This window comes from Ensifer sp. ENS10 (assembly GCF_014852025.1).
GTDB lineage: Bacteria > Pseudomonadota > Alphaproteobacteria > Rhizobiales > Rhizobiaceae > Ensifer.
Genome location: NZ_JACVAS010000010.1, coordinates 215,040 through 238,938 on the forward strand (window position 1 = coordinate 215,040; position 23,899 = coordinate 238,938).

The following is a 23,899-nucleotide window of genomic DNA, read 5'->3' on the forward strand; positions in this document are numbered from 1 at the left end:
GATGCGAACGATCGCTTCGGAAGAGCGGGCGATCCCCCCGGGCGACTTCAAGCCAGACCATTGCCGTTTAGCCAGGTGCCTCCGCCCCGACCTTGGCGTCGCCCGGGCGGGCTGTGCTCTTCCTGTCTTTGGGAAAAGGTGTGCTCAAAATAGCGTTTAGACGCGGGCGAGGCGACGCACGAGACCGCGCCGGCCACGCTCCATGACCACCCCATGGTTCCAACGGAAGATGGGCTTCAGGATGAATGAGAGCGTGATCATCCAGGGCTTGGTGACCTGGACGATCCAGTCGTAGCGCACCCGGCAGCGGGGGCCTTCGCGCTCAAGCGTCCATCGGCCGATGCCGTCAAGCTCCCCTGAGGCCCTGCCTTCGATGAGCGACAGCGGCTCGACCCGCACCGTCTCCACGTTGAAGATCAGTTCATAGGGCAGGGCCGTCACCCATTCCAGCCGGCGAACCGCGCCCACGCCGTGTTCGTCTCCCTCGCGCAGCAGGGAAACCCGCTTGACCGATGGCCACCATTCCGGCCAGGCCTCCGGGGTGCTCAGCTCCCGCCACACGTCTTCGACCGGAGCATCGATGGTCCATTGGGTGATGAGATGAAACTCGGTGAGAGACATCGCCGGTCCTCTTCATAGCCAGAGGACGCAGCACGCCGGCGGCGATGCCTGAGCAAAGCGCAGGGCCCGCCAGCGTACGCGATCCGGCCAAGCACTCAATAAGTCTCGATAGAAGAGACACTGCTCGGCTCGCTTGTGCAAGCTCTGCTTGATCGGCGAAAGGGGGATTTTGCGGCCCGCTGCAAATAGGTGTCTCGCAGGTCGGGTACGTTTGAGTTGATGGTAGTTGCGCACCTTGCCGAGCGGGCACATGCGGGCCGTCGTAGCCCGCATGGTCAATTTTTGGAGCGCTAGGCCGCGCGTGCCGCAGCCACGAGCGGCTCAAGGTCATCGACGACCTTGTCGCCGTTGTAGACGGTCTCGTCGAGAATGCCCTCGCGCTTGGAGACGATCGTCGGCACCAGTGCCTGGCCGGCGACGTTGACCGCCGTGCGGCCCATGTCGAGGATCGGGTCGATGGCGAGCAGCAGGCCGACGCCTTCGAGCGGCAGACCGAGCGTCGAGAGCGTCAGCGTCAGCATGACGGTCGCGCCGGTGAGGCCGGCGGTGGCGGCGGAGCCGAGTACAGAGACGAAGACGATCAGCACATATTCCTGGATGCCGAGTGGCAGCCCGAAGAACTGCGCGATGAAGATCGCCGAGATGGCCGGGTAGATCGCGGCGCAGCCGTCCATTTTGGTGGTCGCGCCGAGCGGTACGGCGAAGGCGGCGTATTCGCGGGGAACGCCGAGGCTCTTTTCGGTCACCGTTTCGGTGACGGGCAGGGTGCCTACGGAAGAACGGGAGACGAAGGCGAGCTGGATCGCCGGCCAGGCGCCGGCAAAGAAGCGCGACGGCTTCAGGCCGTGGCCGATGAGCAGCGCCGGGTAGACGACGAAGAGCACGATCGCAAGGCCGATATAGACAGCCGCGGCATACCAGCCGAGTTGCGCCAGCGTTTCCCAGCCATATTGGGCGACGGCGCGGCCGAGCAGGCCGATCGTGCCGATCGGAGTCAGGCGGATGACCCACCAGAGGATCTTGCGGACGATGGCGAGCAGCGACTGGTTGAAGGCGAGGAACGGCTTGGCGGCATCACCGACCTTCAGCGCAGCGGCACCGACGGCGATCGAAACGACGAGGATCTGCAAGACGTTGAAATTGAGCGAGGTGGTAGCACCCGTGTCGGTGACCTTGGTGCTGGCTTCGAGGCCGAGCACGTTGGCGGGCACCAGGCCCTTCAGGAAATCAAGCCACGAGCCGGAGTAGGAGGGCGCCTTGGCGGCTTCCTGCGAAACGGCAGAGCCGACGCCCGGCTGAAGGATCAGTCCGAGGGCGATGCCGATGACGACGGCAATCAGCGATGTGATCGCGAACCAGAGCAGCGTCTGCCAGACGAGTTTCGCGGCATTCTGCAGCGTCGCCAGATTGGCGATCGAGGCGACGATGGCGGTGAAGACGAGCGGCGGCACGAGGGCGCGCAAAAGCTGGACGAAGATCGAACCGATCGTCTGCAGGGTTACCGTCAGCCAGTTGGCGTTGCCGCTGGCATCGACGCCCATGTTGCGGGCGACGAGGCCGAGCAGCAGGCCGATCACCATGGCCGCGAGGACTTGAAAGCCGAAGGAGGCGTAAATCGGTTTCGGGGGAGATTTGATGGTTGCTTGGGACACGTCTTCTACTCTCATTGGATGGCGGTGGCCGCATTTTTGGCAAAGGCCGCCGCAAGTGCCCAAAAAATAGTCGAGTGCCCGATTCAGGATAAGAAACCCTTTGGCTCGAAAACCACTCAGAGTAGAATAATTTCCCCGGTGCGATTGGCTGATTGTCCAGGCACCGCCCGGGTCTCGCGGAGCGACGGTATTTCGGCCGAAGCGGTATGCGCTGCGGCGATATCGCGCGTTCCAGGCTGTGGCCACAGCCGTGGAGAGTCCTCAGGATTGCTCGGCTCACCGCGCTCGCCTCGCAACAAGTCACGGCGCAACCAGCCTTTCTCTCCCAAGCTCTCAGTCCCCCGGTACACGGCGATTGATCTCGCTTTCTGCGCCTGCGTCGAAAATCTTTTCACTTGCCTCGGGCGCACGGGAAATACTCTTTCTCTATAAACATTATGGATAATGTAGCCTGTCTTTCTGGCAGCCAAGGTCGTGGGTCTGGTCGCAGACAGCCCTTCATCCGTGACTTGACGCCCAAGAATTTGCAGCGAGAAGAGGAGAGGATTGAGATGACACGCAGGATCAGGCTTGGAGCATTTCTTCCCGGTGGCGGACAGCATATCGCCGCCTGGCGCCACCCCGACCAGCCGGCCGACGGGGCGACCAGTTTCGAATTTCACAAGCAACTGGCGCTGACGGCGGAACGCGGTCTGTTCGACGCCTATTTCCTGGCAGATGGGCTGGCGATCGGCTTCGGCGGGGCGCGCGAGGGCGGAAACGCCCGGGTGGCGGGCTTCGAGCCGGTGACCCTGTTTTCGGCGCTGGCGCCGCTCACCACCCATCTCGGCTTCATCGCGACCTCGTCGACGACCTATGAAGAGCCCTACACCACGGCACGCAAATTCGCTTCGCTCGATCTCATTTCCGGCGGCCGCGCCGGATGGAATGTGGTGACGACAACGGGCGATGCGACGGCGCAGAACTTCAACCGCGAGACGCAGCTTCCGCATGCCGAACGCTATCGGCGCGCGGCCGAGCATGTCGACGTGGTCACGAAGCTCTGGGACAGCTTCGAGGACGATGCGTTCATTCGCGACAAGCAAACGGGCATCTTCTACGACCCGGCGAAGCTGCACGATACCGACCATCGCGGCGAACATTTCAAGGTGCGCGGCCCGCTCAACATCTCGCGCTCTCCGCAAGGGCATCCTGTCATCGTCCAGGCGGGCCAGTCCGACGACGGTCGCGGGCTGGCGGCCGCGACGGCTGAGGTGATCTTCACTGCGCACCAGCACATTGAGACGGCGCAGGAATTTTATCGCGACATCAAGGCACGTGCGCGCGGTCTCGGCCGCAACCCGGACCACATTCTGGTCATGCCCGGGGTCTCCCCCTTCGTCGGCAGAACGGAGGCCGAAGCGCGCGAAAAGTACGATCGCCTGACCTCGCTCATCGTCGAGGAGGATGGCATCGGCCTGCTCAATGGCCTGACCGGCGGCACGCTCGATCTCCATGGCTACGATCTCGATGGGCCGCTGCCGCCGGCACCGCCAACCGAGGGCATGAAGAGCCGGCAGGCGCTGATCCGCCAGATCGCCGACGAAAACAACTTCAGCATTCGCCAGCTCTATCAATGGATTGCGTCAGCGCGCGGCCACTACACGATCGTCGGAACGGCAGAACAGATCGCCGACACCCTGCAGGAGTGGTTCGAAAACGAAGCGGCCGATGGCTTCAACATCCTGCCGCCCTGGTTTCCGACGGCGCTTGACGACTTTGTCGAGCTGGTGGTCCCGGAACTGCAGCGTCGCGGCCTTTTCCGCACGGCCTATGAGGGTCGGACGCTCCGGGAAAATCTCGGTCTGCCCATTCCCGTCAACCGCTGGGCCGACGTGCGATCGGCCGTTCAGGCAGCAGAGTGAGGTGCGATCATGTCCTACGAACACGTCAACACGTCGCTTGCAGCGAGCTTTGGTCTCGGCCGCGCTGACGGTCAGGTCTCTACAGCCGTCCCGGCCATCGTTTCCCGCTGGCGCGCCCTGCTTGGCTCGATCGTCGCACGCTATGGTGTCGTACTCGGGTTTCTCGCCTTCTGGCAACTTTCCAGCACGCTTGGCTGGGTCAATCCAGCGGTCTTTCCGCCTCTCGATGTGATCCTGTCCACGCTGTGGGGCGGTCTTGCCAGCGGCGCGCTACTGGACGATATCGCCATCAGCCTGCAGCGATCGGGCATCGCCTTTGCGGCCGCTGTCGTAGTCGGCATCCCGCTCGGCCTGTTCATGGGCCAGGTACGGCTTGTCGAACAGGCGCTCGACCCGATCCTGCAGCTCTTTCGCCAGACCTCGGCCCTGGCGCTCTATCCGGTCTTCATCCTGCTGCTCGGCCTCGGCGAGACCTCAAAGGTTTTCGTGATCTTCTGGGCGACGCTGTTTCCGGTCCTGCTTTCGACGATCGGCGGCGTCAAAGAGGTCGACAAGAAGCTGATCGAGATGGCCCGAACCTACGGTGCCGGACCGCTCACCGTGTTCCGCCGCGTGGTGCTGCCTGCCTCGGTGCCGGCGATTTTCGTAGGCCTGCGCCTCTCGGCCACCACGGCGCTTCTGCTGTTGATCGCCGCCGAGATGATCGGCGCCAACAAGGGCATCGGCTTCCAGGTCATGAACGCCCAATACAACTTCCAGATCCCGCTGATGTTCGCGGCGATCCTGTTGCTCGCCCTGCTCGGGCTCGCCGCCAACGCGCTGCTCGTTCTGCTCCAGCGCAACCTCTGCCGCTGGTCGCAACCCAACGCCTGATCGTTTCTTTGCCAGATTTCTCCTTCGAAAGGATATCGATATGACCTTCCATGCCCGCAACCTTCTTCTGTCTGCTGCAATCACCCTCGGCCTTGTCGCACCGGCGGCCGCGGCCGATGACGTGAAGCTGCGCTATCTCGCGAGCCAGGGTGGCCTGTCGGCGCACGAGCTTGCCCAGGAACTCGGATACTTCGAGGGCACCGGCATCACGATCGAGAGCGTCGGCTACGCCACGGGCGGCCCGGCCTCGCTGATCGCGCTGGCCTCGGGCGACGTCGAGATCGGCGGTGCCGCGACGTCCGCCGTCCTGAATTCGATCATCAGCGGCAACGACTTCGTCGCCGCCTATCCCTCGAACGGCATCAATGACGAGGTGCAGTCGATCTTCTACGTGCTCGAAGACAGCCCCATCAAGAGCATCAAGGACATCGCCGGCAAGAGCATTGCCGTCAACACGCTGGGCGCCCATCTCGACTATACGATCCGCGAAGCCCTGCATTCGGTCGGGTTGCCGACAGACGCCGCCAACCAGGTTGTCGTCCCCGGTCCGCAGCTGGAGCAGGTTCTGCGCTCCGGCCAGGTGGATATTTCCGCTTTCGGCTACTGGCAGACGACCTTCGAAGGGGCAGCCCGCAAGAAGGGTGGCCTGCGTGCGATCTTCGACGACACCGATGTGCTCGGCGAGATTGCCGGAGGCTTCGTCGTGCTGCGCCGGGATTTCATCAAGGAACATCCGGAAGCCGCCAAGACCTTCGTCCTGCAGTCGGCCCGTGCGCTGGACTACGCGCGTGAGCATCCCGAGGAAACCAAGGAAATCCTCGCAAAGGCATTGCAGGCGCGTGGCGAAAATCCTGACGTCGCCCAGTATTTCCGTGGCTACGGCGTGCGTGCGGGCGGCCTGCCCGTCGAGCGTGACCTTCAGTTCTGGATCGACGTTCTGGTGCGTGAAGGCAAGCTCAAGGAAGGCCAGCTGACGCCAAAGGACGTGCTCTTCGCCGTCGACGGCGCATCGGCCAGCAACTGAGGACCGGCCATGAGCGTTGCCCAGAACCTTCGTCGTGGAGAGGTGGCGATCCGCCATCTCTCCAAGTCCTACCGCCTGAACGGCGCGCCATTGCCCGTCCTCAGGGATATCAACCTCAACATCCGCTCAGGTGAGACGCTCGCGATCGTCGGCGCCAGCGGTTCCGGCAAGACGACCTTGCTGCGGGTTCTGGCAGGGCTCGAGGATCCGGATGCCGGAGAAGTGCTGATCGACGGCAAGCTGACGAAAGGCGTCGGCACCGACCGCGCGGTGATCTTCCAGGAGCCGAGGTTGCTGCCTTGGCTGACGGTGCTCGACAATGTCGGCTTCGGGCTGGAGACGCAGGGGCTCTCGCGCGGCGAGGCGAGGCACCGGGCACGACGCTATGTCCAGCTCGTCGGCCTGCAGCAGTTTGAAAGCGCCTATCCCCGGCAACTCTCCGGCGGCATGGCGCAGCGCGTCGGCATTGCTCGTGCGCTGGCGGTCCAGCCCGAAATCCTGCTGCTCGACGAGCCGCTCGGCGCGCTCGACGCCATGACAAAGATCAGCATGCAGCAGGAACTGGCACGGATCTGGCGGGATGAGGATGTGACGACCGTTCTCGTCACCCATGATCTCGAGGAGGCGATCTACCTCGCCGACCGTATCCTGATCCTGCCACGCGAGAAGGGTGGCGAACCAAGGCTGATCGAGATCGATCTGCCGCGACCCCGCGATCGCAGCGCGCCCGAATTTGTCCGCCACCGCGAAGAACTGCTCAATCTCTTCGGTCTGCATTGAGGCTGCGGCGGAACGGTTGCAGCGATCAGGCGTTTATCTCTCGGGCAGCATCCGACAGGAGGCGCAGCCTGCTGGGCCTCCTGCGCGGGGCCGGATGCGAAGCCGAGACAGGAGCAACGCTATGAGAGTTTCCAAGAGGATGTCATTCGCCGCAATCGTCTTTGCCTTGAGTGGGGCAGCTGGTCCGGTGCTGGCCAACGGCTTTTATACTGGTATCGATCCGCACAATCCGCCAGGCACCCAGAATAGGTTGATGTCGACGGGTCCGTATTATCTCGAGCCCGCACCTGGGCCTGTCTATGTGGAGCCGGCGCCAGGGCCGGTCTATGTCGATCCGATGCCAACAGGCAGTATCTATATGGATCCAGCGCCAGGCTACGTCTATCGCCCGCCGGCACGCACATTGGGCGACGCCCGCCAGCGCTACACGGGTGAGTATCAGAGCGGCGGCGAGGGCGACTACTATCTCGGTGTCGCGCATCCGCCACAGGTTCCTTAAGCCCGCTGCCGCGGATCCAACCGACAATGCTTAGAGGCGACGCGTGGTATAGCGATCTCACGCGTCTGTCGGTTGGCGCGTCTCCCGAATGGGGCCGCCTATTCGGGCAGGTCCAGCAGGCGGTAGCCTTCCACGAAGTGCTGCCGCATCGTCTCGTCCCGGAACGGTTGCGATGCGGCCCATTGGCCGATCGTGAAGTTCGGATTGTTCATCAAAAACAATTGCGCTTCGGTCCGTGCCTCGTCCAGGCGACCGAGCCGCGCCAGACTGGCAGCAAGCAGGCGGCGCGATGTCGCCCGGTAGGTTTCCGGGTGGCGCAAGGTCTGGACCGCGGCCTCGTAGTCGCGAATGGCGTATTGCGCTTGCCCAAGCATCCAGTAGTACCAGCCCGGCGGATGCGGGTTGAGTCGGAGCGCTTTGTGAACGTGTTCGATCGCTTGTGCCGGTCGACCACAAAGGACGATAAGGTCGGAGCGCATCGCCCAGGCGTCGGCATGGTTCGGATCAAGCGTCAGCGCCAGGTCGAATTCGGCGTCGGATTCCTCCCAGCGGCACTCGTGACCGAGAATGATGCCCAGGACCCAGCGGTTCCCGGCGTCGTTGGGGTCGAGCGCTACCGCATTCTGCGCCTCGCTGACGGCGCGTTGCCGATAGGGAACGATCGGCTGGTCCCAGAATTCCCAGCTCAGCCAGAGGTTCAGTGCCAGGAGCCGGTGCGCCTCAGCATAGTCCTGATCGAATGCGAGCGCCCGCTCGAGAAGAAAGATCGCCTCTCTGGCTGCCCCTGCGGTCTGCAGACCGAGCGTGCGCGCCCGGACGCAATAGTCATAGGCTTTCAGGTTCGATGGGCGGTTCCGGGCCGGTGCGTCAGTTAGGCGCCCGACCAGGGCCTCGACGATCCTGCTCGTCACTTCGTCCTGAACGGCGAACATATCTTCCAGGCTGCGATCAAACCTCTCCGCCCACAGGTGATCGCCCTGCAAGGCGTCGATCAGTTGGGCGTTGATGCGAACACGCCCGGCCGCCCGTCGGGCACTGCCTTCCAGCACGTAGCGAACGCCGAGTTCGCGCGCGATGCGGCGCACATCCTCATGCCGGCCCTTGTAGGCGAAAACCGAATTGCTGGCGATGACGAACAGCCCGCCGGCCCTGGAGAGGTCGGTGATCAGGTCTTCGGTCAAGCCGTCGACGAAGACCTCCTGCTCCGGCTCGTTGCTCATATTGGTGAAGGGAAGGACGGCGATGGAGGGCTTGATGGGCAACGGCAAGGAGGCCCTGGCGCCGCTGCCTTGGCTCAAGGTCGCCGTGCTGATGCGATAAAGAGAAACCGGCTCGACTATGTTCTTGATCGCGTGGGGGCCAAGCGCGTCGAAATCGCAAAAGAGGCGCCGCCGCACCTGGTCGTAAATGTTGCCGGAGACGTAGATTTCGCCGGGACCAGCCATGGTCTGAAGCCGCGCGGCGACAATGACGCCGTCGCCGTAGAGATCGCCGCTTTCGACGACGACATCGCCGAGATTGATGCCGACGCGCAGAAGAATTCGGCGGTCGTCGGCAAGGCCCTGATTGGCTGTTGCCATGCCCTTCTGAATGTCGATCGCACAGCTGACTGCATTCACGGCACTGGCAAACTCCACCAGCACACCATCGCCCATCGTCTTGACGATGCGGCCGTTGTGCTCGCGGACAAGGGGATCGAGAATCTGCTTACGGCGTTCTTTCAACGCCGCAAGTGTACCGCCTTCGTCCAGTTCGACGAGGCGGCTGTAACCGACGACATCGGCAGCCACGATAGCGGCGAGACGCCGTTGAGCGCGTTCTTCAGCCATATCGCGCCCTTCCGCAGAATGGGGTGCACGGAATTGTAGGACGTCCGCCGGAAATGTCTATGAGGGAATGCTTATGGGCTCGATCGTCGGCAATCGGAGCTCCAATCGCGACAATCCTGCCTGCTTCCGCCGAGGCGGGCTGCCGGCCCTAGCGCCAGCCGAGAGCGGGTGCGACGTGCTTCAGGATCGCCTCGATCACATGGGCGTTGTAGTCGACGCCGAGCTGGTTCGGAACGGTCAACAGCAGCGTGTCGGCTTCCGCTATCGCTTCGTCCTTGGCCAATTGCTCTATGAGAACATGCGGTTCGGCGGCGTAGCTGCGCCCGAAGATCGCCCGCGTCTTGTCGTCGATGAAACCGATCTTGTCCTCGTGCTGGTTTCCGCCGCCGAAGTAGACGCGGTCGCGATCATCCACTAGCGCGAAGATGCTGCGGCTGACCGAAACGCGCGGCTCGCGCGTGTGACCAGCCGCCTTCCACGCTTCCCGGTAGGCGCGAATCTGGTCCGCCTGCTGGACATGGAACGGCAGGCCGGTCTCATCGTCCTTCAGCGTCGAGCTCTGCAGGTTCATGCCGAGTTTCGCAGCCCAGACAGCGGTGGCGTTTGAGCTGGCGCCCCACCAGATGCGCTCCCTAAGCCCTGCGGAGTGTGGTTCGACGCGCAGCAGGCCGGGAGGATTGGGGAACATCGGCCGCGGGTTGGGCGCAGCGAAACCTTCGCCGCGCAGGACGTCGAGCAGAACCTCTGCATGCCGTCTTGCCATGTCGCTTTCTGTTTCGCCTTCGGCCGGCTGGTAGCCGAAGTGGCGCCAGCCGTCGATTATCTGTTCCGGCGAGCCGCGGCTGATGCCAAGCTGCAGGCGTCCGCCGGCGATGAGGTCGGCGGCACCCGCATCCTCGGCCATGTAGAGCGGGTTTTCGTAGCGCATGTCGATGACGGCGGTGCCGATCTCGATCCGGCTGGTCTTGGCGCCGACCGCCGCCAGCAGCGGGAACGGCGAGGCGAGTTGGCGGGCGAAGTGATGGACGCGGAAATAGGCGCCGTCAGCGCCCAGTTCCTCGGCCGCGACGGCGAGATCGATCGACTGCAGCAATGCGTCGGCCGCGGATCGCGTCTGCGACTGGGGCGAAGGTGTCCAGTGTCCGAAGGAAAGAAAACCGATCTTCTTCATGCTCGTGCCGCCTGTCGAATGAAACCGACGGCTTCATCGCATGATTCCGGCTTTGGATACAGACGGCGTTCGGTGACTTCACCGTGAACGGCGACGCGCTCTGATGATGTTGCGCCGCCGTCGTGGTCGGGAGTGGGGGCCCCTCATCCCAACCGTAAAAGAGCGGTCTTCCGCTTTCACCGCACTTGCAGGCGCGCCTTCATGTTCGGGTGAAAGCGGCAGTAATAGTCGAAAGTGCCGGCCCTGGTGACGGTGAGCGTCGCCGTTTTTCCGGGTGGGATCACCACGTCGAAACCGTCCTTGGCCGTTGCCGTGTGCGCCATGACGTCCTTGTTCTGCCATTCGATCACGTCGCCGACGACAGCGCTGATCTCGGCGGGCGAAAAGACGAGCTTTTCGACCGTGACCCGGATGGTTTCGGCCCGCACCGGCGGTCCGGCCAGAATCAGGACCAGACCGCAAAGAGCACCAAGGCTCAGTTTCGAGATCACGGCGCAACCTACTTCATCATGGCAGCGACATGCTCGGCATGTTGCTGGTGGCCCTGAAACAGCTTGAGGCCGGTCTCCAGCAGATCCTTGAGTTCGGCGTTCTTCGCTGACGGGATCAGCAGGGTTTCGAGCGCGCCGTTGACCTGCTTGTGGTAGGCAACCTCGTTGGCAACATAGGCCTTGTCGAAGTCGGTGCCGCTCAGTTTCGCCAGCTTTTCGCGCTCTTGCGTGGCGGCCTTCGTCAGCGCGCGGCTGGTGTCGTTGTCCTCGGGCTTCACGTTGAGCTTCTTGACGAGATCGAGGGCCTGTTTGTTCACAGCCTCGTGGTCACGCAGCATGTCGTTGGCGAAGGCGATGACGTCCTTGTCCTTGGAAATCTTGAGAGCCTGCTTGGCCGCCTCGATGTCGATGACGCCGGCGGTGTAGGCAATATGGGCGATCTGGGGATCGGTGATCCCGCTGCCCGCCGCAAGGCTGGCGCCACTGATGAGGCAGGCGAGGGCGAGGGCGGAGGTCAGACGGGCATACATCGGGAACTCCTCTCCGGCGGAGCGTTGCCGCCGGTCTCTGTGGATGACACCCATTGGATGCGCGCCACGGACGAAGGTTCCCGAAAATTTCACCCGACGAACCCGAGCCGGCTCATGACGGCCGCCGTCAGCCGTTCGCAGCGGCGACCGGCAAAGGGGAACGCATTCATCAGAACGGGTCCGATCTTGCGGTCGATATGCTGGCGCAGGAGCTGGCGGGCGCGGTGCAGGCGGCTTCTGACCGTCTCCGGCTTGATGCCAAGCAGGGCGGCGGTTTCCTCGACGCTCATGGCTTCAATGACGCGCGCGGTGAAGACCAGGCGAAACGCTTCCGGCAAAGCGTCCGTCGCCTCTTCCACCAGGCGCAGAATCTGCCGTTGGGCAAGGGCTCGCTCCGGATCCTCCGAGCTTGCCGCATTGGGAAAAGGCACGATGTCGGCGCTCGCCTGCTCGGTTGCCAGCGGAACTTCTCGTCGGGTGGACGACTTTCGCAGACGTCCGAGCGCCTCATTGAGCACCACGCGATGAAGCCAGGTGGCGAGGCTGGCGTCGCCGCGAAACGTTTCCAAGTGTTCGAAGGCGCGAAGATAGGCCTCCTGCACCACATCCTCGGCGACGCTGTCGTTGCGCACCACGGCGCGTGCGATGCGGAAGAGCCGCTGATTATACCGGCGCATGATGGTGCGGAACGCTTCGGGATCATTGGCGAGCGCACCCTGGGCGAGATCGTGGTCCGTCAAATGATCGGGGTCGAGCGCGAGCGGTGTTGTTTGCAAGAGAACATCCTTCATCATCCACCTCCAAACCACCGTTTGATGCGGATCCGGCAAAATCGTTCCCGATCGGTTGAAGGAAAGAATACCCGCTGCTGAGGGGGACGGATATTGAAAACGAGCGCCCGCTGTTTTCGGCACCTGCCGCGCGTAGTTTCGCCGGGTGAGGGCGAAGAATTCGGGCGCTTTTGCCAGCGAAAGTTGGGGGCAAAGCCGCGCTTCGCGCGGAGGTACGCGTCGACGATATTTTTTTTATTGGCAAGGGAACTGTGGTTCCCGCTGGCGAGTTGGTGAAGCGGCGACCTGCGTGTGGAGGGGCGCACACCGAGGTCGCATCTTCGGACCAGGAGAGACGACTATGAAGCATCAATCGATTGAACAATTGCAAGCGCTCGCCGAAATCCGTCCCGCTCCCGTCATGACGAGAACGGAACGGCTCCAACGTTGGGCCGAACTCTTGGAAAGCAATCCCGATCGCCGGCTGGGCACGCTTTCCGGTACCGAACGTGCGACCGCTGCCGTTCGGCAAGCCATGCAGGTCAACGGTTCCCCCATGACCGTCGCATTCGAGGATCCGCAATTGCGGCTCGTGGGCCTTGCCGATGACAGCTACGGCGAAGCAAAACGGTTCTTTGAAATATCGGACCACCAACTGCACGACATCGTCTGCGATTGCAATTTCGGCAGCTCGGTACGTGCTGCCTATGCCGCCCGGCGGGTTCGCTCGGCCATCGGCCTCTGGCCGCGACTGAAGGCGCTCTTTAGCTGAGCTAGATCGGCCTCACCCAGGGAAGCCAGGGCGCCAGCCGGAAGCTTCCCTCACCTCCCGTCTTTAATGCCGGCGACAGGACATGATCGTCGGAGGGGGTCGGTTGCGGTGAAATCGGGCAGCCAGTTATGGCGACCTTCGACCACCGGATTTGGCGCGAAACCGATCGAGTTGTCGATTGAATATGACAAAATGCTACCATAAGCTGTCCCTGTCCAATGACGGGGGCGCTCATGCGATATCTTGATGATGACGTCGTAAATCTCCGCCGTGCCGATGGCAGTCAAGGGCAGTATTACTGGGGCGACCGCTGCAACGTGCTCTCGACCGAAGGCAGTCGTATGCGTGTCGAAATCCTCGGCGCACGCGGAAAAATCGACGAAGGCTTCATCCGGGCCGAGACCAGGCTGCGCGACACGGGCTTGCTGCGGCTGTCGATGGTGGACGTGCAACAGGGCGATGGTCTCATTCTGGAGACCCCTGAAGGCAAGGTGATTTTCATCGATGGCGGTGACAACCAGCTCTTTGCCCGTCACGCCAACGCCCGCTTCCCGAATACGAGCGACACCGATCCACTGGTGGTCGATCTGATCCTGATCACCCATGGGGATGCCGACCATTTCGAGGGGTTGGTGGAACTGCGTAAGTCGGAGGCCGACAGCCGCCCGAGCAAGCGGATCTTCATCGCGCCGAGGCGGGTTTATCACAACGGTATCGTCAAACGGCCGAGCGAAGACGGCAATCAGAAACGGCGCAAGGATACTGAGCTGCTCGGGCAGACCGTAGCGGTGGACGAGCGTGTATTCATCGTCGGCCTCGTCGACGACCAGGCGGCCGTGCCGCGCGAAGAGAGGAATCGTCCCTTCAACAAATGGGTCGACACGCTTGCCGCCTGGGAGGGGCGGGTTCAGACGGTTACCGGCAACGGCATCGAGCGTCGACGGATCGACCACCTTTCCGCCGGCGCCTTCGACTTTCTTCAGGATGAGTCGATCGCCGTCGATATTCTCGGGCCAATCGTCGAGACTGTCGGCGGCCAGCCTGCGTTGCGCTTTCTGCGGTCGCCGCCCGACGACGCCAACTTGATGCTCGGCACTGTGGCGGCGAGCGGCCAGGGCGCCTATTCTGCGTCGCACACGATCAACGGCCACTCCATCAATTTTCGGCTGCGGTTCGGCAATGTGCGGTTCATGTTCACCGGGGACATGAACCAGGAAGCAAGCCAGCGCTTGCGCGAGGCCTTGCCGTCGGCCGCCCTGCGATCGGAAATCCTCAAGGCGCCTCATCATGGCTCTGCCGATTTCGACATGGAATTTCTCAAGGAAATCGGCGCCGTCGTTTCGCTGATTTCATCGGGAGATGAGAGTGAAGCCAAGGAATACATCCACCCTCGCGCAACGCTGATGGCGGCGCTTGGGAAAGCTGCGCGCACCACGCCGGCGATCATTTTCTGCACGGAGCTGGCCGCATTCTTCAAAACGCTGGGTTACGTGCAGGATCCGACTGACGCCAGCAAGAAAGTCTTCGCGTTCGAGCGCACGAATTTCGGGATTTCGCATGTGCGGACCGACGGCGAGCGGGTTCTCGCCTTTACCCATTCCGGCAAGAGGTTCATGAACGAGGCCTATCGCTTCAACGTATCGCCCACGGGCGATGTCGTTTTCGAAAAGAGCGTGGTCAAACGATCGGCGCCTGCAGCGCCGTAGGAGCGATCGTGTGCCTCTTCGCAAGGTGCGCTCGGAGTGGGTGACTCACGTCAGGTGCGACCCGGCGCGCAACGGACTATGTTATGATGCCTGCGCATCCGCTTTGATGGAGGTATCCATGAGCGTGACCTTTCCGAACGAAAGCCCCAGCTACCGCGATGCGCGCAACAGGTTGTTGCAACGGGAGGCAGCACTCAGGCGCGAAATGGAAAGCGTCGCCGCGGAAATCCGTGCACTCCCGCCGGGCGGGCATGTCCTTGAGGATTATGAATTCGACCATATTGATGAGACGGGCTCTGCGGCCAAGGTTCGGCTCTCCGAGCTGTTTCGACCGGGCACCAACACCCTGATCCTCTATCACTACATGTTTCCGCGCCATCGCTCCGATAGGCGCGCCGGACCGCGGAGCGGCCCGATCGCAGGTTGTGCTCTGGAGGATGGGCCGTGCCCCTCCTGTACCGCCCTGCTCGACAATTGGGAGGGCGCTGTGCGGCATGTCGAAGGCTTCGGCGTCAACATCGCCGCCGTCGCGAAGGCGCCGATCGAAAGGGTTTCCGCCTTCGCTGCCGACCGCGGCTGGCGGGATTTGAAGCTGCTTTCGGCCGCCAACAACAGCTTCAAGCGCGACTATCACGGTGAGAGCGAGGATGGGCAGCAGGTGCCGATCCTGACCATATTCCACAAGGATGACGACGGGCTGATCAGTCTGAGTTGGGCTTCCGAACTGTTGTTCGAGCCAGCCGATCCCGGGCAGGATCCGCGGCATCTCGGCACTGTCGAACCGATGTGGACCCTGCTCGACCTGACACCAGGCGGTCGGCCCGACGTCAACGAACAATTCGATGCCGAAACCTATCGGGCGGAGATGGACGAACGGCAAACCTAGCCCGAGGGAGTATATCGCTGCCTTCCCGACTTGCAGCATCATCCATTCAACGCCGGTGTCGCGCGGCTCGCCGGGGGTGGAGGGATGCAGTCGCGGGAGGAGAATTTCATGACATTGGCAGCAGTAACCCGGGCGCTGAGCGCGACCTCGGTCCTGGCGATCATGGTTTGCGCAGCGCAGCCGGTTTGGGCGGCGCCGGATCTGATCGTGCTGAACGGCGACGTGCGCACGGTCGATCAGAGTACGCCCAAGGCTCAGGCCTTCGCGGTCGAGAACGGCAAGTTCACTGCGATCGGCAGCAATGACGAGATCAAGGGGCTGGCCGACGCCGAAACAAAGGTGATTGACGCCGGCGGCAAGACCGTCACCCCGGGCTTCATCGACGGCCATACGCATCTCACGTCCGGCATGGACATGGTGACCGGTGTCGATCTCTCCTACATTCCGGACAAGAAGACCTGGCTCGAAAAGATCAAGGAAGCCGATGCGCGCCTGCCCAAGGGCGTCTGGCTGATGGGCGGCGGTTGGGATTACACGCTCGGCGAAGGCAAGCTACCGACCAAGGAGGATCTCGATGCCGTGGTGCCGGATCGCGTCGTCATCCTGCGCGACATCGATTTCCATTCCTACTGGGTCAATTCCAAGGCGCTCGAAGTGGGCGGCGTGACCGCGACGTCCAAGGTCGAGGAGGGCGGCGAAGTCGTGCTCAACGACAAGGGCGAGCCGAGCGGCATTCTGCTCGAGAGCGCTGGCGACCTCGTCGAGAAACATCGGCCGGCGGTCGCCGATGCGGAACGGCGCGGGGCCCTGCTGCAGACGATGAAATTTGCCAACAGCCTCGGCATCACCGGCGTCAACGACATGTCCGATCTCGCCGCCGTGCACGACTATGCCGCGATCCTCGCCGAAAAGAAGATGCCGCTTCGCGTCTGGTACGGCTTCTTCGAGGGTGACCCGAAGAAGATCGCCGCCGCCGTGAAGGATCGCGACGAGGTCGACAAGGTCGCCGCGGATTCCGGCGAGCAGGAGAAGAAGGGGCCGATGCTCAAGCTCGGTTACACCAAGTCGGTGATCGACGGCGTGCTCTCGACGCGTACCGCCTACATGCATGAGGACTATTCCGACCAGCACGGCTGGAAGGGCAAGCCGTTCGAAACCAAGGAGCAGCTTGCAGCCGCGATCAAGGCCTCCAACGAAAACGGCTTCCCGACGGCGGTGCATGCGATCGGCGACGGTGGCGTCAGCCTCGTGCTCGATGCCTTTGCCGAAGCCTCCGTGCCGCGACCGCAGCCGAACCGCATCGAACATATCGAGGTCGTCGAGACCAAGGACATCCAGCGCTTCAAGGAGCTGGGCGTCGTTGCCTCGATGCAGCCGAACCATGCGACCGGCACGATCGGCAAATACATCACCGAGCGCATCGGTACCGAACGCGAGCCGCGGGCCTATGTCTGGCATTCGATGCTCGACGCCGGTGTGCCGCTGGTGTTCGGCTCGGACTGGCCGACCTCGCCCTTGAGCCCTCTGACCCAGATCAACGACGCCGTCTTCCGCGAGAGCCCGTTCGGGCTCGGTGATGGTCCGTGGCACCCGGAACAGGCTGTCAGCTTCGACCAGGCGCTGCACGGCCTCACGCAAGCCGGTGCCGACATGACGCCCTGGGGCGCTCAGATCGGCTCGATCAGTGTCGGCAAATGGGCGGATTTCGTGGTGATCGACGGCACGCTACCGGATCCGCTCGATCGTTCCATCCGGGAGCGCAAGGTTGAGGCGACCTATCTCGCCGGAAGCGAGGTCTATCGCCAGCCGTAAGTCTCGAGCGGAGGAACCCATTGCCATTGTCGATCGCCTACGGGAAGCGACAACTGCCTGTCTTCCGGTAATCTAGATCACTATCGGCCGGTGCCTGTGGCGCCGGCCGATTTGGCATGAACGGTGCCGGTCCATGCCGTGTTTTGAGGGAGCCTGCCCTTCCTTCCGGCCACGCCGCCTCCCTTTTCTGATCCGATTACCGGCTCCCACGAAAACGAGTTTTCGGGGCCTTTCGGTGTCGATTACGGATCTTTTCACGCAGTCGCGTGCTTATGGCGTGTTGCTCCATAATATTGATTTTAAATCATAAATCGTCTCTTGTTTCGCTTCGCAACCAAAATTCAGCACTCGCAAATATAATTCCTATTGCGTGATCTGAGATCACACTATACGTTCCAAAAAAATGTCGGAGGACGGACGTGGTTGCGGCATCGCCATGCTGCGGCGAGCGCTCGACTTCGTCGGGAGGAAACATGAAAAACACCACGATATCCGATGACTGTGCGGTCGATATCCGCGCCGTACGCAAAGCCTACGGGGCGGGGGAGAGCGCCTTCGTCGCGCTCGACAACGCAACCGTCTCGGTTCGGGAAAACGAGTTCTTCACGCTTCTCGGTCCATCCGGCTGCGGCAAGACGACGCTGCTGCGCATGATCGCCGGTTTCGACTATCCGACGAGCGGCGAAATCCTGCTCAATGGTTCGGATATCACCAGCCTGCCGCCATTCCAGCGGCCGGTAAACACCGTCTTCCAGAACTATGCGCTGTTTCCGCATATGACGGTGGCCGAGAACGTGGCTTTCGGCCTGGAAGCGCTCGGCAAGCCCCGCACCGAGGTCAAGGCGCGGGTGGCGGAAATGCTGCGGCTCGTGCAACTGGAGCATCTGGCCGGGCGCCGCACAAACCAGATGTCGGGCGGCCAGCAGCAGCGTGTCGCGCTGGCAAGGGCGCTGGCGCCGCAGCCGAAGGTGCTGCTGCTCGACGAGCCGCTATCGGCGCTGGACTACAAGCTGCGCAAGGAGATGCAGTCCGAGTTGAAGCGGTTGCAGTACGAGACCGGCATCACCTTCATCTTTGTCACCCACGACCAGGAGGAGGCGCTGACCATGTCCGATCGCATCGCGGTGATGTCGGCCGGTCGCATCCTGCAGATCGGCACCCCGCGCGAGATCTACAACAGGCCGGCGGATCGCTTCGTCGCAAGCTTCATCGGCGAGACGAACTTCCTCACCGGAGCGCTTCACGGTGTCGCCAACGGTAAGGCAAAGGTTACGTTGAAATCCGGCCAATCGGTCGTCGTCAACGCTGCGTCGGACGCGCCGGCATCCGGCGACGTGACCTTCATCGTCCGGCCCGAGCACGCCAGCGTCGTCGAAGGCTCAGGTGATCTTAGGGGCATAGTCGAGAAGGTCGTTTATTTCGGCACCGATACGCATCTCCATCTGCGCCTGAGTGGTGGAGAAGCCTTTACGGTGCGGCAACAGAACGGTTCCGTTTCAGGCAGCGCTGTCGAGGCGGGCCAAGCGGTGGCCGTGGCGATTGCCGAGGGAGCAGCACAGGTCGTGAGGGCTTGAGACCCATGACCAGCGCCAACGATCTCACGACGAAACTGGAAGCCGTCGACGCGCGCAGACGCTGGCTTCTTGCCTCGCCCGCATTGCTGACGATCTTTCTCGCGGCCATCGGCCCGCTGTTCATCGTGCTCGCCTATTCGTTCCTGACGCCGGGCGATTACGGCGACGTCAAATGGCAGTTCTCACCCGACGCCTGGATCGGCGTGTTCTTCGAGCGCGACATCTTCGATGACACGTTGTCGCTCGCGACCGCCCATGTCGATATCTTCTGGCGCTCGGTGAAGCTCGCCTTGATCACGACGGTGGCAACGCTCTTCTTCGGCTTTCCGACCGCCTATTTCATGGCGACGCGCAACGAGCGAAGCCGCGATCTCTGGCAGTTCCTGATCACCATTCCGTTCTGGACCAACCTTCTGATCCGGACGCTCGCGATCCTGCAGATCATCCGCAACGAAGGCATCCTGAATACGGCTCTGATCAAGCTCGGCATGATCCAGGAACCCATCCAGATCCTCTTCACCGACACGGCCATCCTGATCGGCATGGTCTATGTCTACCTGCCGCTGATGGTGCTGCCGATCTATGCCAGCCTCGAGCGGCTCGATTTCCGCCTGGTCGAAGCGGGCTACGATCTCTACGCCACACGCTGGCGCGTGTTGCGCAAGATCATCCTGCCGCTCGCCAAGCCGGGCATCATCGCCGGCTCGATCCTCGTCTTCATCCCGGCGATCGGCGCCTTCGTTTCGCCGAGCGTTCTCGGCGGCGGCAAGAACATGATGTTCTCCAACCTGATCGAACTGCAGTTCGGCCAGGGGCGGAACTGGCCGCTCGGCTCGGCGCTTTCGATTACCGTGATGATCATCGTGATGGCGGCGCTGCTCGTCTACGTGCGCAATAACTCGGCGAAGGATGAACGCCATGCGTAAGGGCTTTTCCGTCCGCCATCAGCCCGGCTTCACGGCCATTGCAATCGCCTGCTTTGCGCTGCTCTACCTGCCGGTCGTCACCTTGGTGGTCTACGCCTTCAACAGCGCGCCTTCGGTGGCGGCCTGGGGTGGCTTCTCGCTGCACTGGTTTGAGGTCGCCCTGACGAACAGCGACGTCATCGACGCGTCGGTCCGCTCCTTCCAGATCGCGACTGTCGCGGCGACTTTGGCCACCGTCTTCGCCACCATGGCGGCGCTGGCGACGACGCGGACGCGGCGCTACCGGGGTCAGACCTTCATCTATGCCTTCATCAACCAGCCTCTGATGGTTCCGGAAATCGTCACGGCGGTTGCGTTGCTCATCATCGTCGCGCAACTGAAGGCCGTCACCGGCTATTCCGGGCTCGGCTACCTGATCGCCGCACATACGGCGTTCTGCATCCCCTTTGCCTATCTGCCGATCCGTGCCCGGCTCGAGAACATGGATCTGAGCCTCGAGCGGGCGGCGGCCGATCTCTACGCCAAGCCGCTCTACACGTTCCGCCGGGTGACGCTGCCCCTGCTCTGGCCGGGCATCCTCGGCGCCTTCATGCTCGCCTTCGTGCTCTCGCTCGACGACGTCGTCATCACCGAATTCGTGAAGTCCGGCGGCCAGGACACGCTGCCCACCTACATGCTCGGCCAGATCCGCCGCGGCATCACGCCTGAAATGAATGCGATTTCGACGGCCTTCCTGCTGCTGTCGGTCGTCATCGTCACGCTGTTTTTCGTCGTCAGCCGAAAACGCACCTGATCAAAATGGGAGGAACCAAATGATACGTGCAAACCGCATGACCCTTCTGCTTGCCGCACTCATCGCCTCGACGGGCATTGCGCATGCCGAAGGCGAACTGAACATCTACAACTGGGGCAACTACACCAGCCCGGAGATGGTCAAGAAGTTCGAGCAGGCGTTCGACGTCAAGGTCACCGTCACCGACTATGACTCGAGTGACACCGCGCTTGCCAAGGCAAGGCAGGGCGGCTCCGGCTATGACGTCGTCGTCGTCAACCAGGTCTATGTGCCGATCTGGGTGAAGGAAGGGCTCTTGATGGAGCTCGACCCAGGCCAGATGGAGAACTTCAAGAACGTTGCGCCCGAATGGGTGAATGCCGACTTCGACCCCGGCCGTAAATATACGGTTCCGTGGGCCGTCGGCACCACCGGCGTCGTGGTCAATGGTGACGCCTACAAGGGCGATGCCGACAGCTGGAGCATCGTCTTCAATCCGCCGGAAGAACTGAAGGGCAAGGTCAATGTCGTGCCGGAGCTGAACGACGTGATGGCTGCCGCCATCCAGTATGTCGGCGGCGAACAGTGCACGGCCGACAAGGCGGTGCTGAAGAAGGTCCGCGATGTGCTTGTCAATGCCAAGGCGGACTGGATCGCCATGGAATACAACACCATCGAGAAAATGGCGGCCGGCGACTTCAAGGCCACCCTTGCCTGGAACGGCGCCGGCTTCCGCGCGCGGATGAAAAACCCGGCGATCAGCTTCCACTACCCCAGGGAAGGCTACGGTGTCTGGAGTGACAACGCGGCGGTGCTGAAGGACGCCAAAAACGTCGACAACGCCAAGCTGTTCATCAACTTCGTCATGGATCCCGAGAACGCCGCGATGAACTCGGCCTTCCATGGCTATGCCAACGGCATCGCAGGCTCCGAAAAGTTCATGCCCGACACCATGAAGAACGCGCCGGAAATCGTGATCCCGGCGGAGCGCCGGGAAGGTGGGCAATTGCAGCGCCTCTGCTCGCCGGAGGCGCAAGACCTCTACAAGCGGATCTGGACCGATCTTCGCAAGTAGGCGCGCTTCAGCCTCTGATTTCAGTGCCGGCGGCCCTGTCGCCGGCGCTGCTCGCCAGCGCCGCCATCGCTCCCGCCTGACGGTTCGTCCGGTGCAGGTGCCGTGCGCTGCGTCGATCCATTCAAGAAAGGACATATCCATGACCGGCAAGACCGCGTTCAGCGAAAGATACGGCTTCCGCCGCGACCAGGTAACGCTCGCCAATTGGCGCACGGCGCCCTTCAGCCGTTGGGCGTTCCAGAACGTCGGCGAGCTGGTGCCGAGCGCCCCGGTCGTGGCCGCCTCTACCGCTCCCACGGAAGAGCTGCGTGATTTGTCGTGGCTGCTTTCGGAGACGGTGTCGCTGCCAAGTGGCGAGAAGCGGATCGGCGACTTTCTTGACGGCTCCTATGCGGACGCGCTGACGATCATGAAGCGCGGCAAATTCATCGGCGACTGGGTGGCGCCGACCATGAACTTCGGCGAGAAGCACATCGCCTTTTCCATCAGCAAGTCGATGGTCGCGATCGTCGCCGGCATCCTTGAGGACGAGGGCCTGCTGGACCCGAACGCACCCATTATCGACTACCTTCCGGAAACCGCGGGCTCGGCCTATGCGGATGCCACCGTCCGGCATGTGCTCGACATGACGGTCAGTCTCGACATCGAGGAAGCCTATCTCGATCCGGAAAGCGCTTTCGGCCGCTACAGGCGCGCGATGCTCTGGAACCCTGGTGGCGGCGACGAGGGGCTGTTCGAATTCCTCTGCACGCTGAAGCGGCTGCCGACGCCGCACGGCGAGGTTTTCCGCTATCGCTCGCCCAACACCGACCTGCTCGGCATCCTGCTCGAGCGCGTGTCCGGCAGGCGCATCGCCGATCTGATGCGGGAAAAGCTTTGGACGCCGCTTGGCACCACCGGCGAAATCGCGATCACGGTCGATCGCGAGGGAACCAGTCGCGCTTCGGCTGGAATATCCCTGACGCCACGGGATCTTGCGCGCGTCGGCGAGATGATGCGCAACGGCGGCATGGCGCGCGGTCGGCGCGTCGTTTCGGAAAGCTGGGTCGAAGACACGCTCACCAAGGGCAGCCATGAGGCGTGGCAACGCAGCGATTTTGCGCCGCTGTTCCCGAAGGGGCGCTACCGCAACAAATGGTATCAGACCGGCGAGGGCAGCTTCTGCGGCATCGGCATCCATGGCCAATGGCTCTTCGTTGATCCCAAAAACGAACTGGTCGTTGTCAGAATGTCGTGCCAGCCGGATCCGGTGATGGAGGCATTTGACTACGACAACATCGCGTTCATGAAGGCTTTGGGAAAGCTGCTCTGACGCGCCTCGAGCATCCGGAAGGTCTTGCGCTGATGTCGCGGAATCTCCTACCAAGATAAACTCTCTCTTTTAGCGCTGCGCTCCCAATGCAGCCCCAGGTTTCGAGCATGGCGACGAAGAAGACACCAAAAATCACCAGCATCGAAACACCGGTTCCGATGTATGAGCAGGTCTATCAGCAGATCGTGCAGGCGTTGATGGCCGGGCATTTCGAACCGGGCCAGAAGCTCACCTATCGCAAGGTTGCCGAGCAGTTCGGGACGAGCCCGATGCCGGTGCGCACCGCCTTTCAGCGGCTGCAGGCATTGAAGGGCCTCGAACTTCTGCCGAACGGCAGCGTCGAGGTGCCGCTCTTGACCGTCAAATCCTTCGTCAGCCTGACGGAGGCGCGCATCGCCATCGAAGGCACGGCAACGGAACTCGCGGCGAGCCGCCTCAACGGCAACAACCTGCGCACCGTGCGCCACCACTGCAATCAGCGTACTGCAGCGGCGAAGGCGGGTGACATCGACCGCTATCTGCAGGCGAACTTCGACTTCAAGTTCTCGATCTACCGCCACTGCGGCAACGAGCACCTGATCTACATCATCGAAATGCTCTGGCTCCAGGCGGGACCGTTTTTGCGCAAGCTCGTCGAGGGAACGCCGTTTACCGCGACCGAAGTGCTGGACGTCGATTTTCACGACAAGATCGTAGCGGCTCTCGAGGCGAAAGACCCGCAGCGGGCACGCGAGGCCGTTGCCCACGATATCCGCGATGCCGCAGACTACATGCTCAAATACGCGAGGTTCCTCTCGGACGAGGACGTACGGCCGGCCACATAAACGGACTGGATTTCGTTCACGCCTGCCCTAGCTTAGTGCATGAAAATGCATAATAATCGCGCTTCACTTGGATCTTTATCAAGGTAAGGGCGGACC

At 62.4% G+C, this 23,899-nt stretch carries 22 protein-coding genes; 15 read left to right on the plus strand and 7 right to left on the minus strand.

Annotation, left to right across the window (positions count from 1 at the left end):
* Positions 1–156: 156 nt before the first annotated feature.
* Positions 157–621 carry an SRPBCC family protein gene (locus IB265_RS28685; protein WP_057255368.1) on the minus strand — a complete coding sequence of 155 codons (465 nt, stop codon included), beginning with the start codon at positions 619–621 and terminating at the stop codon, positions 157–159.
* 290 nt (positions 622–911) lie between these two features.
* Positions 912–2,273 carry a dicarboxylate/amino acid:cation symporter gene (locus IB265_RS28690; protein ID WP_058329984.1) on the minus strand — a complete coding sequence of 454 codons (1,362 nt, stop codon included), beginning with the start codon at positions 2,271–2,273 and terminating at the stop codon, positions 912–914.
* Positions 2,274–2,824: 551 nt separating this feature from the next.
* Here IB265_RS28690 and IB265_RS28695 point away from each other — a divergent pair.
* The 5 genes from IB265_RS28695 (at position 2,825) to IB265_RS28715 (ending at position 7,353) form a co-directional block, all read left to right on the plus strand.
* Complete coding sequence (locus IB265_RS28695) at positions 2,825–4,177, plus strand: LLM class flavin-dependent oxidoreductase (RefSeq protein ID WP_057255370.1); 1,353 nt, start codon at positions 2,825–2,827, stop codon at positions 4,175–4,177.
* Between the two features lie 9 nt (positions 4,178–4,186).
* Positions 4,187–5,050, plus strand: a complete 864-nt coding sequence (locus IB265_RS28700; protein WP_192495515.1) for an ABC transporter permease — start codon at positions 4,187–4,189, stop codon at positions 5,048–5,050.
* A 40-nt stretch (positions 5,051–5,090) separates the two neighbouring features.
* Positions 5,091–6,074, plus strand: a complete 984-nt coding sequence (locus IB265_RS28705; RefSeq protein WP_192495516.1) for an ABC transporter substrate-binding protein — start codon at positions 5,091–5,093, stop codon at positions 6,072–6,074.
* A gap of 9 nt (positions 6,075–6,083) precedes the next feature.
* Positions 6,084–6,854 carry an ABC transporter ATP-binding protein gene (locus tag IB265_RS28710; protein WP_057255373.1) on the plus strand — a complete coding sequence of 257 codons (771 nt, stop codon included), beginning with the start codon at positions 6,084–6,086 and terminating at the stop codon, positions 6,852–6,854.
* Between the two features lie 121 nt (positions 6,855–6,975).
* Positions 6,976–7,353 carry a hypothetical protein gene (locus tag IB265_RS28715; protein ID WP_192495517.1) on the plus strand — a complete coding sequence of 126 codons (378 nt, stop codon included), beginning with the start codon at positions 6,976–6,978 and terminating at the stop codon, positions 7,351–7,353.
* 98 nt (positions 7,354–7,451) lie between these two features.
* Here IB265_RS28715 and IB265_RS28720 read toward each other — a convergent pair whose 3' ends face one another.
* The 5 genes from IB265_RS28720 to IB265_RS28740 all read right to left on the minus strand — a co-directional run bounded on the left by IB265_RS28720 (position 7,452) and on the right by IB265_RS28740 (position 12,165).
* Positions 7,452–9,182 carry an adenylate/guanylate cyclase domain-containing protein gene (locus IB265_RS28720; protein ID WP_057255375.1) on the minus strand — a complete coding sequence of 577 codons (1,731 nt, stop codon included), beginning with the start codon at positions 9,180–9,182 and terminating at the stop codon, positions 7,452–7,454.
* 148 nt (positions 9,183–9,330) lie between these two features.
* Positions 9,331–10,353 (minus strand): LLM class flavin-dependent oxidoreductase, encoded by a 1,023-nt coding sequence (locus tag IB265_RS28725; RefSeq protein WP_192495518.1) that lies wholly within the window; start codon positions 10,351–10,353, stop codon positions 9,331–9,333.
* A gap of 176 nt (positions 10,354–10,529) precedes the next feature.
* Entirely contained in the window at positions 10,530–10,844 is a 315-nt protein-coding gene (locus IB265_RS28730; protein ID WP_057255377.1) for a cupredoxin family copper-binding protein, read from the minus strand.
* 8 nt (positions 10,845–10,852) lie between these two features.
* Complete coding sequence (locus IB265_RS28735) at positions 10,853–11,374, minus strand: DUF4142 domain-containing protein (protein ID WP_057255378.1); 522 nt, start codon at positions 11,372–11,374, stop codon at positions 10,853–10,855.
* An 89-nt stretch (positions 11,375–11,463) separates the two neighbouring features.
* Positions 11,464–12,165 (minus strand): RNA polymerase sigma factor, encoded by a 702-nt coding sequence (locus IB265_RS28740; protein WP_112996437.1) that lies wholly within the window; start codon positions 12,163–12,165, stop codon positions 11,464–11,466.
* Between the two features lie 340 nt (positions 12,166–12,505).
* Between IB265_RS28740 and IB265_RS28745 the strand changes: the two genes are divergently transcribed.
* The 10 genes from IB265_RS28745 to IB265_RS28790 all read left to right on the plus strand — a co-directional run bounded on the left by IB265_RS28745 (position 12,506) and on the right by IB265_RS28790 (position 23,803).
* The gene (locus tag IB265_RS28745) at positions 12,506–12,916 is read left to right on the plus strand and encodes a hypothetical protein (protein WP_057255380.1); all 411 of its coding nucleotides are present in this window, start codon (positions 12,506–12,508) and stop codon (positions 12,914–12,916) included.
* 233 nt (positions 12,917–13,149) lie between these two features.
* Complete coding sequence (locus IB265_RS28750; RefSeq protein WP_162728142.1) at positions 13,150–14,622, plus strand: ComEC/Rec2 family competence protein; 1,473 nt, start codon at positions 13,150–13,152, stop codon at positions 14,620–14,622.
* 118 nt (positions 14,623–14,740) lie between these two features.
* Positions 14,741–15,508: a DUF899 family protein gene (locus IB265_RS28755; RefSeq protein ID WP_057255382.1), complete on the plus strand. Its 768-nt coding sequence runs from the start codon at positions 14,741–14,743 to the stop codon at positions 15,506–15,508.
* 108 nt (positions 15,509–15,616) lie between these two features.
* Positions 15,617–17,320, plus strand: coding sequence for an amidohydrolase (locus tag IB265_RS28760; protein WP_112996435.1), 1,704 nt, complete (start codon positions 15,617–15,619; stop codon positions 17,318–17,320).
* A gap of 473 nt (positions 17,321–17,793) precedes the next feature.
* Positions 17,794–18,894, plus strand: coding sequence for an ABC transporter ATP-binding protein (locus tag IB265_RS28765; protein ID WP_058329973.1), 1,101 nt, complete (start codon positions 17,794–17,796; stop codon positions 18,892–18,894).
* Between the two features lie 5 nt (positions 18,895–18,899).
* On the plus strand, positions 18,900–19,820 hold the full coding sequence (locus IB265_RS28770) for an ABC transporter permease (protein ID WP_057255385.1): 921 nt from the start codon (positions 18,900–18,902) through the stop codon (positions 19,818–19,820).
* The gene (locus IB265_RS28775; RefSeq protein ID WP_058330137.1) at positions 19,813–20,613 is read left to right on the plus strand and encodes an ABC transporter permease; all 801 of its coding nucleotides are present in this window, start codon (positions 19,813–19,815) and stop codon (positions 20,611–20,613) included. Before IB265_RS28770 ends, IB265_RS28775 begins: the two co-directional genes overlap by 8 nt.
* Positions 20,614–20,632: 19 nt before the next feature.
* Complete coding sequence (locus tag IB265_RS28780) at positions 20,633–21,667, plus strand: extracellular solute-binding protein (protein WP_057255386.1); 1,035 nt, start codon at positions 20,633–20,635, stop codon at positions 21,665–21,667.
* 139 nt (positions 21,668–21,806) lie between these two features.
* Positions 21,807–22,979, plus strand: coding sequence for a serine hydrolase (locus tag IB265_RS28785; RefSeq protein ID WP_112996434.1), 1,173 nt, complete (start codon positions 21,807–21,809; stop codon positions 22,977–22,979).
* Positions 22,980–23,086: 107 nt separating this feature from the next.
* Positions 23,087–23,803 carry a GntR family transcriptional regulator gene (locus IB265_RS28790; protein WP_057255550.1) on the plus strand — a complete coding sequence of 239 codons (717 nt, stop codon included), beginning with the start codon at positions 23,087–23,089 and terminating at the stop codon, positions 23,801–23,803.
* Positions 23,804–23,899 lie beyond the last annotated feature (96 nt).